At 52.0% G+C, this 15,053-nt stretch carries 13 protein-coding genes and 1 pseudogene; 9 read left to right on the top strand and 5 right to left on the bottom strand.

Going from position 1 to position 15,053, the window contains the following annotated elements; translation table 11 throughout:
* Window positions 1-59: 59 nt before the first annotated feature.
* Window positions 60-518, bottom strand: a complete 459-nt coding sequence (asnC, locus tag QVF11_RS18490) for a transcriptional regulator AsnC (protein WP_004107306.1) — start codon at window positions 516-518, stop codon at window positions 60-62.
* A 152-nt stretch (window positions 519-670) separates the two neighbouring features.
* Here asnC and asnA point away from each other — a divergent pair, with 152 nt between their 5' ends.
* On the top strand, window positions 671-1,663 hold the full coding sequence (gene asnA, locus QVF11_RS18485) for an aspartate--ammonia ligase (protein ID WP_112215589.1): 993 nt from the start codon (window positions 671-673) through the stop codon (window positions 1,661-1,663).
* 8 nt (window positions 1,664-1,671) lie between these two features.
* Here the strand turns inward: asnA and viaA are convergent, their stop codons facing one another.
* Both viaA and ravA read right to left on the bottom strand, forming a co-directional pair.
* Window positions 1,672-3,120 (bottom strand): ATPase RavA stimulator ViaA, encoded by a 1,449-nt coding sequence (gene viaA, locus QVF11_RS18480; RefSeq protein WP_112215588.1) that lies wholly within the window; start codon window positions 3,118-3,120, stop codon window positions 1,672-1,674.
* Entirely contained in the window at window positions 3,117-4,616 is a 1,500-nt protein-coding gene (gene ravA, locus QVF11_RS18475; protein ID WP_287858599.1) for an ATPase RavA, read from the bottom strand. The genes viaA and ravA overlap by 4 nt, the downstream gene beginning before the upstream one ends.
* Window positions 4,617-4,833: 217 nt before the next feature.
* Here ravA and kup point away from each other — a divergent pair, with 217 nt between their 5' ends.
* The 7 genes from kup (at window position 4,834) to rbsR (ending at window position 12,735) form a co-directional block, all read left to right on the top strand.
* Window positions 4,834-6,702 (top strand): low affinity potassium transporter Kup, encoded by a 1,869-nt coding sequence (gene kup / locus QVF11_RS18470; protein WP_112215586.1) that lies wholly within the window; start codon window positions 4,834-4,836, stop codon window positions 6,700-6,702.
* Window positions 6,703-6,886: 184 nt separating this feature from the next.
* Window positions 6,887-7,306 (top strand): D-ribose pyranase, encoded by a 420-nt coding sequence (gene rbsD, locus QVF11_RS18465; protein WP_287858653.1) that lies wholly within the window; start codon window positions 6,887-6,889, stop codon window positions 7,304-7,306.
* A 7-nt stretch (window positions 7,307-7,313) separates the two neighbouring features.
* The gene (gene rbsA, locus QVF11_RS18460) at window positions 7,314-8,819 is read left to right on the top strand and encodes a ribose ABC transporter ATP-binding protein RbsA (RefSeq protein ID WP_287858598.1); all 1,506 of its coding nucleotides are present in this window, start codon (window positions 7,314-7,316) and stop codon (window positions 8,817-8,819) included.
* 5 nt (window positions 8,820-8,824) lie between these two features.
* Window positions 8,825-9,790, top strand: a complete 966-nt coding sequence (rbsC, locus tag QVF11_RS18455) for a ribose ABC transporter permease (RefSeq protein WP_112215583.1) — start codon at window positions 8,825-8,827, stop codon at window positions 9,788-9,790.
* Between the two features lie 27 nt (window positions 9,791-9,817).
* Entirely contained in the window at window positions 9,818-10,708 is an 891-nt protein-coding gene (gene rbsB / locus QVF11_RS18450) for a ribose ABC transporter substrate-binding protein RbsB (protein WP_112215582.1), read from the top strand.
* 98 nt (window positions 10,709-10,806) lie between these two features.
* Entirely contained in the window at window positions 10,807-11,739 is a 933-nt protein-coding gene (gene rbsK, locus QVF11_RS18445) for a ribokinase (protein WP_182240582.1), read from the top strand.
* Window positions 11,740-11,742: 3 nt separating this feature from the next.
* The gene (gene rbsR / locus QVF11_RS18440) at window positions 11,743-12,735 is read left to right on the top strand and encodes a ribose operon transcriptional repressor RbsR (RefSeq protein WP_110276052.1); all 993 of its coding nucleotides are present in this window, start codon (window positions 11,743-11,745) and stop codon (window positions 12,733-12,735) included.
* On the opposite strand, the gene mdtD is transcribed toward rbsR, so the two are convergent.
* Complete coding sequence (mdtD, locus tag QVF11_RS18435; RefSeq protein WP_287858596.1) at window positions 12,732-14,129, bottom strand: multidrug transporter subunit MdtD; 1,398 nt, start codon at window positions 14,127-14,129, stop codon at window positions 12,732-12,734. The genes rbsR and mdtD overlap by 4 nt on opposite strands.
* Window positions 14,126-14,833: a FadR/GntR family transcriptional regulator gene (locus tag QVF11_RS18430; protein WP_112215580.1), complete on the bottom strand. Its 708-nt coding sequence runs from the start codon at window positions 14,831-14,833 to the stop codon at window positions 14,126-14,128. The genes mdtD and QVF11_RS18430 overlap by 4 nt, the downstream gene beginning before the upstream one ends.
* Here QVF11_RS18430 and QVF11_RS18425 point away from each other — a divergent pair.
* A pseudogene (locus tag QVF11_RS18425) lies at window positions 14,820-15,053 on the top strand (hypothetical protein); the annotation flags it as partial. The gene QVF11_RS18430 and the pseudogene QVF11_RS18425 overlap by 14 nt on opposite strands.

Below are 15,053 nucleotides of genomic sequence, written 5' to 3'. Positions count from 1 at the left end.
TGTACGCTGTGAGCGAGCTGGGATCTACCTGTGGAAAAATGTGGGATTAAAAAGTCCGATCATGGGCGAATAGTACGCATAATCGGGTTCTGCAGGACGATCAATGTTTCAGTGGACTGAATTTCATCGATTGTTTGGATCTTGTTGATAAGTACATGTTGAAGGGCATCAATCGATCGGCACATCACTTTTATAAAGATGCTGTAGTGGCCGGTGGTGTAATACGCTTCGGTAACTTCATCCAGACTGTTTAATCTGGCCAGTGCGGAAGGGTAATCCTTCGCGCTCTTCAGAATGATGCCGATAAAACAGCCCACATCGTAACCCAGCTGTTTTGGACTGACGTCAATGCGTGCGCCGGTAATAATTCCCGCTTGCTTCATTTTCTCGACGCGAACGTGAATTGTCCCGGGACTGACGCCAAACTGTTTCGCCAGTTCGGCATAGGCGGTACGCGCATTGGCCATTAAAGCTTCGAGGATGCCGCGGTCCAGATTGTCGATTTGATAATTTTCCATAGGTTTTTCTTATGAAGTTTGATGAATCACTCTATTTTAGCGCCATATTTTGATGAATTAAAACCGAAGCAGGCTTTTTGTTGTTGGATTATTGAATTGCATTGCGGTTTTGTTGCTTAATCAATGGCAACAGGACGCAGGAGTAATAAAAAATGAAAACCGCATACATCGCAAAACAACGCCAGATTAGTTTCGTTAAGTCTCACTTTTCCCGTCAGCTTGAAGATAAGCTCGGTCTGATTGAAGTCCAGGCCCCCATCTTAAGCCGCGTGGGAGATGGGACTCAGGATAACCTGTCTGGTTGCGAAAAAGCGGTTCAGGTGAAAGTGAAAACACTGCCAGACGCCCAATTCGAAGTGGTTCATTCACTGGCGAAATGGAAGCGTCAAACCCTGGGACAACACGACTTCAGCGCGGGCGAAGGGCTGTACACGCACATGAAGGCCCTTCGCCCCGATGAAGACAGATTAACCGCTATCCATTCCGTTTACGTTGACCAGTGGGACTGGGAGCGCGTAATGGGTGACGCAGAACGCCATTGCGGGACGCTGAAATCGACCGTTGAAGCGATCTATGCCGGGATCAAAGCGACCGAAGCTGCGGTGAGCAAAGAATTTGGCCTGACGCCGTTCTTGCCGGAGACGATCCAGTTTGTTCATAGTCAGGAGTTATTAAGTCGTTATCCGGATCTTGATGCTAAAGGCCGCGAGCGGGCGATCGCTAAAGAGCTGGGTGCGGTATTTCTGATCGGCATTGGCGGCAAACTGTCTGATGGTCAGCGTCACGATGTTCGTGCCCCGGATTATGATGACTGGAGCACGCCTGCAGCTGAAGGTTTTGCCGGTCTGAACGGCGATATCCTGGTGTGGAACCCGATCCTGGAAGATGCTTTTGAGCTCTCTTCGATGGGCATCCGCGTGGATTCTGAGGCGCTGAAACGCCAGCTCGCGATCACTGGTGATGAAGATCGCCTGACGTTGGAATGGCACCAGGCGCTGCTGCGCGGAGAAATGCCGCAGACTATCGGCGGCGGTATCGGCCAGTCTCGCCTGACGATGTTACTTCTGCAGCTTGACCATATCGGGCAGGTTCAGTGCGGCGTATGGCCAACACAGGTTCGTGAAAGCGTCGCTGCCCTTCTTTAACAGAGCAACTAACGCCGCCAGCGACGCAGCAGGCGGCTACGTAACCCGGTATCAAAGCGCCAGATATGATCGAAAATGCGCATGATGCCGGGCTTACCGTGTACCGACATTGCTACGGCATGAAAACGGTGCTGATGTTTGTGTTGTAGTTCCCCTACCTTACTGATCACCTCATCCGGCAAGCGCTGGGCGATAAAATCAGAAATCACCACCGCATCAGCATCTACCCACTGAGGGTTCTGCATTCGCTCAATAACAGCCCGGAAGCAGCTGGCCAAATCCGTACCGCCGCGAAAGCGCTGGCTTAAGAAACGGATCGCCTGTTCAAGCCCCTGTGGTCCGGTGAGTTCGTAATGCACCACCTCGCTGGAAAACAGCATAATGAAGCAGCGGCGATTATCTGCCAGTGCGACCCGCATCAGCGCCAGGCAAAAAGCCTTGGCGCACTGCTCATTAAAGCCGCCCATTGATCCCGACGTATCGACGCAGACGATAAACGGCCCTCGCGGCTGTTCATCAAAATCCTGGCGGGTGACTGGACGCTCGGTTACCTTTTCCTTCCAGGCATCACCGTGAAGTCGGTAGGTCAGCAGCTGTTTCTCTACCAGCTTACGATAGAACTCAAACTCCAGCTCGGTGATGCCGAGTGTGGCCAGCTCCGGCGGCAGCAGGCGCAGAATATCGTCGCTCTGCTGTAGCCCATCGACCTGCTCCGGCACGGTTGCCGGTTCTCGCACCAGGCTGCGGAAGGTTTCCATCGGCGCATCCTTTTTTGGTACCGCCTTCGCTTCTCTGGAACGACCCAACTGCTCAGCAAGCTGCATAAGTTCAGGCTGCTGAGTCAAAAAATCCCCGTAGCGAACGATCAGCTGATAATCACCGCGCCTCAGATCTCCTGCGCTCATATCCCACAGGTGCCCTGCTGCATTATCATTTTCCACCAGCACCGGCTCCAATTGACCGCTGAGAGTCATTCGTTCCTGGACTTCGCTAAGCAACTGATCGCGCTCCTCATCCAGCAGTTGCTGATTGAGGGACGTTGCCTGCACCACCAGACTCAAACGCCAGCGTTGGAGAAATAGCGTATGCAGAGCGGGGGTAAAAGTATGATTGTTATCCACTAACTGCTGTGCCTGGGCGGCAAAAGGGGAGTGAAGCTTGTGTAGCTGACTCAGGATTTGCGGGAGCTGGACGATAAACTGTGAAGTGGAAAGCCTCTGTGACTGTTGATAACACTGAACTTCCGCATCCAGTTCGGGAGGAATATGGGTCTCTTTTAGCCGCGATCTGACCGCCTCACGCCAGCGAGGAATGTCTGCGGCGATGATATTTTTTAACCGCGGAAATTTTTCAAAGAAAATCGCTAACTGAGGTGCGGCCAGCAGAGCCAGCAGCATTTCGTCGATCATTCCCTCTTCGCCGACTGCCAGCATGACATTCAGCATATCCAGAGTCATGACTGTCGGGCCTGTTTAATCTGCGTCCCAACGTCCTGCAAGCTAGCTTCGATGCGTCCCAGCCACTCACCGGGAATAAACAGGCATTTTTGCTGTTCGCTGAAGCGGTTGTGTTGTTGATGCCACTCGTCATCCAGCGCTTCCAGCTGCTGCCTGATTTCGGTTGGCATATTTTCCTGCGATTCGCTGCCGGGTAGGGAGAGACGCGACCCCTGCAGACTGACATCGCGCACAACCAGATGCTGGCTGGTATCGACATCCATATTCAGCTGCTGGGCAAAGCCTATACCGTTGAGTTTACCGCGGATCTCTCCGCCTTTCTCCAGCCAATGCGCAAGCTCTTCACGGACAAACGTAATATGAATGACTTCCAGATCGTGCAGTTTGAGCGGCTGCTGGAGTAGCAGAGTCAGCGTGGGGGCCTGCACTTCAGCAGGCAATTCATAGTGAGGTTTCCGGCTAAACATACCGCCCAGGCGTGTCACTTTTAGCGCAGTCTTATCGCTTTGCTGTTGCTGAAGCTGAATGCGCCTCTGGATAATCGTCCCCAGGCGGGTGAGCATTGCCTGTTGCTGCCAGGCGTGGCTGGTCATTAAGGTTTCCAACTGCACGGACATCAGATTCATGGTCTCAATGTTGTGCCACAGGCAATCTTTCAGCAGGATCAGGTCGATAGGGGCAATGGTATCTCGACCGCTGAAGAATGCGCTGGCTTGCAACAGGCGGATGGCTTTTTTCCAGCGGCGATCTGAAACGTAGGGCGCGTTGGGTAGTGCATCCAGTTGTTGGCGCAACTGGAAAATCAGTTCAAATACGATGTCCGGCAGCTTAATGGCACCGATATCTTGCTGCCACTGTATGAATTCCTCGTCGCTGACCTGCAAATTAGTTGGAACTGGATTGCTGTTCTCATCCTGCTGGCTTATCAGCATTGAGCGGAAGTTGGTTTTATCTTGTACCTTATCCAGCCATAAACGGATGAGCATGCGATCGTATAAGGCTTCCAGGCTGTTATCCGCTTCAGGCAATTCGTTCGAAGCTGCCACCAGCAGGCGCATGGGGATTTTCTCTTCGGTTGCCCCATTGCGGAAATGGCGCTCGTTTATCGCTGTCAGTAGCGTGTTGAGGATTGCCGGGCCAGCTTTCCAGATCTCATCGAGAAAAACAATTTCGGCTTCCGGAAGGTAGCCGGCTGTCAGGCGTTCGTAACGACCTTCGTCTTTCAGTGCCTGGATGGAAAGTGGGCCAAAGACTTCTTCCGGCGTTGAAAAGCGGGTCATCAGATATTCAAATGCTCGGGCTCGCTGGAAGGCGAACTTAAGACGACGGGCAATTAAGCTTTTGGCGATACCCGGTGGGCCCAGCAAAAAAACGCTCTCGCCGCTGAGTGCCGCAAGTAGACAAAGGCGTATTGCGTGGCTGCGTTCAAAGAGTCCTTTTTCCAGGGCTGCGCTGAGCCGGGAAATTCTTTCTGCCAGTAAATGTGATTGAGCCATAATTGAGTTGCGTGCTTTTTAGGATGTCGTTGTTAAGTCGAGTATAGATGTTTGATTAGGGGTGGTAATAGCCTGAAGAATCGATTTATTTTCTTTGAGTCAGGTTAAGATGATGTCAGTTAGGGGTACGATTTAGCAAATAATCGTGCATACTGTGCGCTTTTTGTGGGCCAAGGGACTAGGCACACATTTGTTTTATAAACGAAAAGACTAGTCTATGAGCTCTGATAATAAGCAATCGTTGCCAGCAATAACGCTGGCGGCAATCGGTGTGGTATACGGCGATATCGGCACCAGCCCGTTATATACACTTCGTGAATGTCTGTCTGGCCAGTTTGGTTTTGGCGTTGAGCGTGATGCTGTTTTTGGCTTCCTGTCGCTCATTTTTTGGCTATTAATTCTTACCGTATCACTCAAATACATTACTTTCGTTATGCGAGCAGATAACGCCGGTGAAGGTGGGATCCTGACGTTAATGTCGCTGGCAGGACGTAACACGTCCGCGCGAGCAACATCCGTACTGGTGATCCTTGGCCTTATCGGTGGTAGCTTCTTCTACGGCGAGGTGGTTATTACCCCTGCTATTTCTGTGATGTCGGCGATAGAGGGGTTGGAAATTATCGCTCCTGACCTGGATACCTGGGTTGTCCCCATATCAATTATTGTTCTGACGCTACTGTTTGCTATCCAAAAGCACGGTACCAGCATGGTAGGCAAGCTATTCGCGCCGATTATGCTTATCTGGTTCCTGCTGCTGGCAGTACTTGGCGCGCGCAGCATCTTTGCTAACCCGGAAGTGCTGCAGGCGTTGAACCCATACTGGGCGGTTCACTTTTTCCTCGAATATAAAACCGTCTCCTTTGTGGCGTTAGGGGCGGTTGTCCTGTCTATTACCGGCGTGGAAGCGCTCTATGCCGATATGGGGCACTTCGGTAAATTGCCAATTCGCCTGGCCTGGTTTTCAGTGGTGCTGCCTTCGCTGGTGCTGAACTATTTTGGTCAGGGCGCGTTGTTGTTAAAACATCCGGAAGCGATTAAGAACCCGTTCTTCCTGCTGGCCCCCGAGTGGGCGTTGATTCCGATGCTGATTATCGCTGCCCTTGCGACGGTTATCGCTTCCCAGGCGGTTATCTCCGGCGTCTTCTCTCTAACTCGCCAGGCAGTGCGTCTGGGGTACCTGTCACCGATGCGTATTATTCATACCTCGGAGATGGAGTCCGGCCAGATTTATATCCCGTTTATCAACTGGCTGCTCTATATTTCGGTGGTCATTGTGATTGTCAGCTTTGAGCACTCCTCGAACCTGGCGGCGGCATATGGGATTGCGGTAACGGGAACCATGGTGCTGACCACCATTTTGTTCTCGACGGTTGCGCGTAAAAACTGGCACTGGAATAAATTTGTTGTGGCGCTGCTGCTGGTGGCCTTTATGTGTATCGACATCCCGCTGTTCTCAGCTAACCTCGACAAAATCGTCTCCGGTGGCTGGCTGCCGCTGACGCTGGGTCTGGTGATGTTTACCATCATGACCACCTGGAAAAGCGAGCGTTTCCGCTTGCTACGTCGGATGCATGAACACGGTAATTCTTTGGAAGCGATGATTTCTTCCCTTGAAAAATCGCCGCCGGTTCGCGTTCCTGGGACCGCCGTGTATATGTCCCGAGCGCTGAACGTGATTCCTTTCGCTCTGTTACATAACCTGAAGCACAACAAGGTGCTGCATGAGCGGGTGATCTTGCTAACGCTGCGTACCGAAGATGCGCCATACGTGCATAACGTTCGTCGCGTGCAGATTGAGCAGATTTCACCGTCATTCTGGCGCGTGGTTGCCAGCTACGGCTGGCGTGAAACGCCGAATGTTGAAGAAGTCTTCCACCGCTGCGGGCTGGAAGGCCTGAGCTGCCGGATGATGGAGACCTCCTTCTTTATGTCGCATGAATCGCTAATCATCGGCAAGCGGCCGTGGTATCTGCGCCTGCGCGGCAAGCTGTATCTTCTGCTGCAGCGTAATGCCCTGCGAGCGCCGGACCAGTTCGAAATCCCGCCAAACCGGGTTATTGAACTCGGCACCCAGGTCGAAATTTGATTCTCTAAAGCCCTTCCTCGTGAAGGGCTTTTTGCTGTTTGTTATTCTGACTTCCTTCCTTTACCTCAGTTTTGCGAAACGTTTCGATAGCGATCACAATTCTCACTTCTGATGATGGTTTTTTGCTCTAGTATTGATAATACTTATGTCAGCGAAACGTTTCGCTAGTGGAGCAAAAGAGAAAATGAAAAAAGGTACCGTACTTAACGCTGATATTTCGTCGGTCATCTCCCGTCTGGGTCATACCGATACGCTGGTAGTTTGCGATGCTGGATTACCAGTACCTCGCAGCAGCACGCGTATTGACATGGCGTTAACCCACGGAGTCCCCTCCTTTATGCAGGTTCTGGAGGTGGTGACGAGTGAAATGCAGGTTGAAGCGGCTATCCTCGCGCAAGAGATTAAAACCCTTAATCCGCAGCTCCACGCGACGTTGCTCAAACATCTTGAGCGGCTGCAGCAACACCAGGGAAACACCATTGAAATTCGTTATACCAATCATGAGCAGTTCAAAAAAGAAACTGCAGATAGTCAGGCGGTGATTCGCAGCGGGGAGTGTTCCCCGTATGCGAACATTATTCTCTGTGCTGGCGTCACGTTCTGAGGCCGTCATGGACGCACTCTTACAACTCAAAGGGATCGATAAATCGTTCCCGGGCGTGAAAGCGCTCTCCGGTGCTGCGTTAAATGTCTACTCTGGGCGCGTCATGGCGCTGGTGGGCGAAAACGGCGCAGGCAAATCCACCATGATGAAGGTGTTGACCGGGATTTATTCCCGTGACGCTGGTTCGCTATTATGGCTGGGTAAAGAAACCACCTTCACCGGCCCGAAATCCTCCCAGGAAGCGGGTATCGGCATCATTCACCAGGAGCTGAACTTGATCCCGCAGCTGACGATTGCAGAGAACATCTTTCTCGGTCGTGAGTTTGTGAATCGCTTTGGCAAAATCGACTGGAAGAAGATGTATGCAGAAGCCGATGTTTTGCTGGCGAAGCTGAATCTGCGCTTTAAGAGCGATCGTCTGGTAGGCGATCTGTCGATTGGCGATCAGCAAATGGTGGAAATCGCCAAAGTGCTGAGCTTCGAGTCGAAAGTTATCATTATGGATGAACCGACCGATGCGCTGACCGATACCGAAACAGAATCCCTGTTCCGCGTCATCCGCGAGCTGAAATCGCAAGGGTGCGGCATTGTTTATATCTCCCACCGTATGAAAGAGATCTTCGAAATTTGCGATGACGTGACGGTCTTCCGTGACGGCCAGTTCATTGCCGAGCGTGAAGTCGCCAGCCTTGATGAAGATCTGCTGATTGAAATGATGGTGGGACGTAAGCTCGAAGATCAGTACCCGCGCATTGATAAAGCGCCGGGCGATATTCGTCTGAAGGTGGATGCGCTGTGTGGGCCGGGCGTGGAAAACGTATCTTTTACCCTGCGTAAAGGCGAAATTCTTGGCGTCGCTGGGCTGATGGGCGCAGGGCGTACGGAACTGATGAAAGTGCTATACGGTGCGCTGCCGCGCACCAGTGGCTACGTCACCCTTGATGGTCATGAAGTGGTGACGCGTTCTCCGCAGGATGGCCTGGCAAACGGCATCGTTTATATCTCTGAAGACCGTAAACGCGATGGTTTAGTGCTCGGTATGTCGGTCAAAGAAAATATGTCGCTGACTGCACTGCGCTATTTCAGCCGCAGCGGCGGCAGCCTCAAGCATAAAGATGAACAGCAGGCGGTCAGCGATTTTATCCGCCTGTTTAATGTGAAGACGCCGTCTATGGAGCAGGCCATTGGGCTACTTTCCGGCGGTAACCAACAGAAGGTGGCGATTGCCCGCGGGCTGATGACTCGGCCAAAAGTGCTGATCCTTGATGAACCAACCCGCGGCGTGGACGTTGGGGCGAAGAAAGAGATCTATCAGCTAATCAATCAGTTTAAAGCCGATGGCCTGAGCATCATTCTGGTCTCTTCTGAGATGCCAGAAGTGTTGGGCATGAGCGATCGCATCATGGTGATGCATGAAGGGCATCTCGGCGGTGAATTCACACGCGAGCAGGCCACCCAGGAAGTATTGATGGCTGCCGCTGTGGGCAAGCTTAACCGCGTGAATCAGGAGTAAAAAAGATGAATAACCCGACTGTTTCTGGTCGCCGCTACTTCACCAAAGCGTGGTTGATGGAGCAAAAGTCGCTGATTGCCCTACTGGTGCTGATTGCGGTTGTCTCTACTATGAGCCCCAACTTTTTTACCGTGAATAACCTGTTCAATATTCTGCAACAGACTTCAGTTAACGCCATCATGGCGGTAGGGATGACGCTGGTTATCCTGACGTCGGGTATCGACCTGTCCGTAGGTTCCCTTCTGGCGCTGACTGGCGCGGTCGCCGCTTCAATTGTCGGAATTGAGGTTAACGCGCTGGTGGCCGTTGCCGCTGCGCTGGCATTAGGTGCGGCAATCGGCGCTGTTACAGGCGTAATTGTGGCGAAAGGGCGCGTGCAGGCATTTATCGCTACCCTGGTCATGATGCTGTTGCTACGCGGTGTGACCATGGTTTATACCAACGGTAGCCCGGTAAATACTGGCTTTACCGACAATGCCGATCTGTTTGGCTGGTTCGGGATTGGTCGCCCTCTCGGAATACCAACGCCGGTATGGATTATGGCGATCGTTTTTCTGGCGGCCTGGTACATGCTGCACCATACCCGTCTGGGTCGTTATATCTATGCGCTGGGGGGAAATGAAGCGGCAACGCGTCTATCCGGCATCAGCGTCAATAAAGTTAAAATCATCGTCTATTCTTTGTGCGGCATGCTGGCTTCGCTGGCCGGGATTATTGAGGTCGCGCGTCTCTCTTCCGCGCAACCGACGGCGGGCACCGGTTATGAACTGGATGCGATTGCTGCGGTAGTGCTTGGTGGCACCAGCCTGGCAGGTGGTAAAGGTCGTATTGTCGGTACGTTGATTGGTGCTTTAATCCTTGGCTTCCTGAACAACGGTTTGAATTTATTAGGTGTTTCATCCTATTACCAGATGATCGTAAAAGCGGTGGTCATTCTGCTGGCGGTACTGGTAGATAACAAGAAGCAGTAACTGAGAACTCTACAGGACATCTTAACTATGAATATGAAAAAACTGGCGACCCTGGTCTCTGCTGTAGCTTTAAGTGCGACCGTAAGCGCAAACGCGATGGCAAAAGACACTATCGCCTTGGTTATCTCTACGCTTAACAACCCGTTCTTTGTCTCTTTAAAGGATGGCGCGCAAAAAGAAGCGGACAAACTCGGCTATAACCTGGTGGTGCTGGATTCCCAGAACAATCCGGCGAAAGAACTGGCTAACGTTCAGGACTTAACCGTTCGCGGAGCCAAACTGCTGCTGATCAACCCAACCGACTCTGATGCAGTAGGTAATGCTGTGAAGCTGGCGAATCAGGCGAAAATTCCGGTTATTACCCTCGACCGTCAGGCCTCAAAAGGCGAAGTGGTAAGCCATATTGCTTCTGATAACGTTCTGGGCGGCAAGATGGCCGGTGACTATATTGCCAAGAAAGTCGGCGAAAGCGCGAAGATCATTGAACTACAGGGAATTGCAGGGACGTCTGCAGCACGTGAGCGTGGCGAAGGTTTTCAACAAGCCGTTACGGCGCATAAATTTAACGTACTGGCTAGCCAGCCAGCAGATTTCGACCGCACTAAGGGCCTGAACGTCATGCAGAACCTGCTGACGGCGCATCCTGATGTGCAGGCTGTATTTGCCCAGAACGATGAAATGGCGCTAGGTGCGCTGCGCGCTCTGCAAACTGCTGGTAAATCTGATGTGATGGTGGTTGGATTTGACGGCACTCCGGATGGCGAAAAAGCAGTAAACAGTGGCAAACTGGCTGCGACCGTCGCCCAGCTTCCGGAGCAGATCGGTGTGAAAGGCGTTGAGACCGCTGATAAAGTGCTGAAGGGCGAAAAAGTGGATACCAGCTATCCGGTTGAGTTGAAACTGGTCATTAAGCAATAATGTGTGATTCGGACTGGTAACGGTCCGAGGGACAACATAATAAAGAAAAGCAGGGCATGCGCCACCGGGTGCCGGTGGCGCGCTTTCCGGGAATATTGATTATGAAAACCGCAGGCAAACTTGTCGTCCTTGGTAGTATCAATGCCGATCACATCCTTAACCTCGACTCCTTCCCTACGCCTGGTGAAACCGTCACCGGTCATCACTATCAGGTCGCTTTCGGCGGTAAGGGTGCAAATCAGGCCGTTGCTGCCGGGCGCAGCGGGGCAAATATCTCTTTTATCGCCTGTACCGGTGATGACGATATTGGTGAACGCGTTCGTCGCCAGTTGGAAAGCGATAATATCGACGTTGCGCCGGTAAGGGCTGTTGCAGGGGAATCAACCGGCGTGGCGCTGATTTTTGTGAACGCTGAAGGTGAGAATACTATTGGTATTCATGCCGGAGCTAACGCCGCCCTTTCCGTTACGCAGGTTGAAGCTGAAAAAGAGCGTATCGCAAGCGCGCAGGCGCTACTAATGCAGCTGGAATCACCGTTGGAAAGCGTACTGGCGGCGGCGAAAATTGCTCACCAGAGTCAAACTGCAGTGATACTCAATCCTGCTCCTGCACGAGAGTTGCCGGATGAACTGTTAGCGCTGGTGGATATCATTACCCCGAACGAAACCGAAGCGGAAAAACTGACCGGCGTTCGAGTGGAAAATGACGATGATGCGGCAAAAGCAGCTAACGTGCTCCATGATAAAGGTATTGATGCGGTGATTATTACCCTCGGCAGCCGTGGTGTTTGGGCTAGTCTCAAAGGCAACGGTCATCGTGTTCCCGGCTTTAAAGTCCAGGCTGTTGACACCATTGCCGCTGGCGATACCTTTAATGGCGCGCTGGTGACTGCGCTCCTTGAAGGTATGGTACTGGCTGAGGCTATTCGTTTTGCCCATGCCGCCGCGGCTATTGCCGTTACGCGTAAAGGTGCCCAGCCCTCCGTGCCATGGCGAAAAGAAATAGACGAATTTTTACGTCAACAGGGGTAACGCTTGGCCACCATGAAGGATGTAGCCCGCATAGCGGGCGTTTCCACTTCGACGGTTTCTCATGTCATCAACAAGGATCGCTTCGTTAGCGAAGCCATTACCGCTAAAGTCGACGCCGCGATTAAGAGCCTGAATTACGCGCCATCTGCACTGGCGCGTAGCCTTAAATTAAACCAAACCCGTACTATTGGCATGCTCATTACCGCCAGTACCAATCCGTTTTACTCGGAGCTGGTACGTGGCGTGGAGCGTAGCTGTTTTGAACGCGGTTATAGCCTGGTGCTGTGTAACACCGAAGGCGATGAACAGCGAATGAACCGTAATCTGGAGACGCTGATGCAAAAGCGCGTCGATGGTTTGCTGCTGCTGTGTACTGAAACTCACCAGCCTTCGCCGGAGATCATGCAGCGCTACCCTTCCGTACCGACTGTGATGATGGACTGGGCACCGTTCGATGGCGATAGTGACCTGATCCAGGATAACTCTTTGTTGGGTGGCGATATAGCGACGCAGTACCTCATCGATCAAGGCCATACGCGGATTGCCTGCATCGCGGGCCCGCTGGATAAAACCCCTTCGCGACTGCGTCTTGAGGGATATCATGCTGCAATGGCTCGTGCCGGGCTGGCAGTACCTGAAGGATACGTTATTAGCAGCGATTTTGAGTTTGGCGGCGGATTTAGCGCAATGGAAAAGCTGTTAGTACTCCCCAAGCTGCCGCAGGCGGTGTTTGTCGGTAACGACGCGATGGCGGTTGGTGCTTATCAGGCGCTTTATCAGAGTGGATTGCGCATTCCTCAGGATATGGCGCTGGTGGGTTATGACGACATTGAGCTGGCTCGCTATATGACGCCGCCGCTGACCACTATCCATCAGCCGAAAGATGAGCTGGGCGAGCTGGCCATTGATGTACTCATCCACCGAATGGCTGATCCAGGACAAAAACAACAACGCGTTCAGCTGACTCCAGAACTGGTCGTGCGTGGCTCTGCTTAATGCTTGTGCCGCTCCTTAATCAGATTGCGGCCATCCTTCGCTTTCAATAAAGCAAATACTAGCGCTGATACAACGGTAATTGCTCCCATGGTTATAAAGGTGTAGTGGAACTGCTCGATGGTATTTGCGCTATCGAATCCTTCATAAAACCTCAGCACAGCCGCGCTAATGGCGACCCCGAGACTGATGGATAGCTGCTGAGTAACCGCCAGCATACTGTTGCCGCTGCTGGCGTTTTCATCGGTTAAATCAGCGAGCGTGATAGTGTTCATTGAGGTGAACTGGGTGGACATCGCCATTCCCAGAACGAATAGCGGTAGTAACAACATCCAGATCGACATATCCGGTGATTGCAGCGAAAACTGAGCGATCATCAGGCCAATAAATACCGTTACCCCAACCAGCGTTTTTCGGTAGCCAAACCAGCGAAGAATCTGAGTAACGGTTGATTTCGCGATAATCGAACCGATAGCCGTAGGCGCAATTATGCAGCCTGCGATAATCGCCGGATAACCAAAACCGACCTGTAGCATCAGAGGCATCAGGAACGGAACGCAGCCGGTGCCCAGCCGCGTTGCCAGATTTCCTGCAATCCCGACGGAAAAGGTGTGCGTTTTAAATAAAGAAAGCGAAATGAGCGGTGCGGGATGATGGCGTGCATGGCGAATATACGCCAACAGTAAAATAACGCTCAGGGCAATGATGGCCAGGGCAATCCATGTGGCAACGATCTTCTCACCAAACAGTTCGATTCCGCTGGAAAACAGTACCAGACTTAATCCGAACAGCAGAAAGCCGATCGTGTCAAAACGGCGCCGGGGCGTAGTGAAGTCCGGCATATATTTACGGGCGTACACAATCCCGATAATGCCGATGGGAATATTAATCAGAAAAATCCAGTGCCAGCTGGCCCAAGTGACCAGTACACCGCCGAGTACGGGTCCGAGAATGGGGCCGACCAGCCCAGGCATCGTGACGAAATTTAACACTGGTAGTAATTCACTGCGCGGATAGGCGCGCAGTAATGCCAGCCTCGCCACCGGCATCATCATCGCCCCACCTATACCTTGAATAACGCGGAAGGTAACCAACTCTGTTAGAGAACCTGAGAGGGCGCAGGCGAGAGAACCCAGGGTGAACAGACTAACGGCGATGATAAACACTTTCCGTGTGCCGAAACGGTCAGCCAGCCAACCGCTGACTGGAATTAACATGGCCACGGTAAGCGTATAGCTGATGATAGCGGATTGCATGGCCAGCGGTGAACGGTTGAGACTCTGTGCGATAGCAGGAAGGGCGGTATTCAGAATGGTGGCATCCAGCGCCTGCATAAAAAAGGCCATCGCAGCAATCCACGGCAGCCCGGCCATACTACGCCCTTTTTTCTCGCTCATTCTGTACCTTTTGAATGATTTGGAGCACTCAACAAAGCCTGACAGGCGTTCAGCGCCCGTGAACCGTCATTATCGAGGATGGCATCAACTATTGCCTGATGGAGATCCAGCTTCATCACCTCATTCTGGGTTATAGAAGTGAAATAGGTGTGGTAGACAGAATGGAATAAAGAAGCGAAAGAGATTAGAAAGGGATTTCCACTCATCTCATATATATGTTCATGCCAGGCCATATCGACTTCAATCCAGCGCTCGCGCTGAAAGTTTCTCTTCAACTCAATCATCTCCGCCATTAGAGCATTGAGTTGTGCTCTTTGTTCTGGGCTACCTGAATTCGCCGCCAGAAAACAGGCTTGCGGTTCAAGACTGCTGCGCATCACGAGGAAATGGCTAACAACCTCTTCAAAGTTATCTTCCGTTAACCACCAGGCTAGCAGCTCTTTGTCGAGAAAGTTCCAGCTACTGCGTGGCATAACGCGGGTGCCGATGCGTGGGCGAGGCAAAAGCATCCCTTTTGCTGTCAACGTTTTGACTGCCTCACGAACCGCCGTGCGGCTTACGCCGAATTGCTCACCCAGCTCTATCTCTCCAGGAAGAATGCTTTCTGGCTGATATTCGCCGGTCAGAATTTTTTGCGCCAGTTTCTCCGCTAATACCCAGGAGATATTCTTTTGTGCCGCCAGCTGCTGTGTGCTTAAAGACATAAATGCCGTTCCTTTCTCTTTTTTACTCTATCAGTATGCCATCAGGCGACTTACTTCGTTTGTTAAAACGGCAAAACGCCGGTTTTTTGCCACATTACACGTTGCTGTGGTGAAAAAAGAGACGGTTGAAAAGTTTTTTGAAGTTTCCTCTTGTCACGTCGGAATAACTCCCTATAATGCGCCACCACTGACACGGAACAACGGCTTACAGGCCGCCGGG

Origin of the sequence: Klebsiella sp. (genome assembly GCF_027492335.1) — a bacterium.
Taxonomy (GTDB): domain Bacteria; phylum Pseudomonadota; class Gammaproteobacteria; order Enterobacterales; family Enterobacteriaceae; genus Klebsiella; species Klebsiella huaxiensis.
The sequence above is the reverse complement of the archived record's forward strand: the minus strand, read 5'-3'. Positions and strand labels throughout refer to the sequence as shown.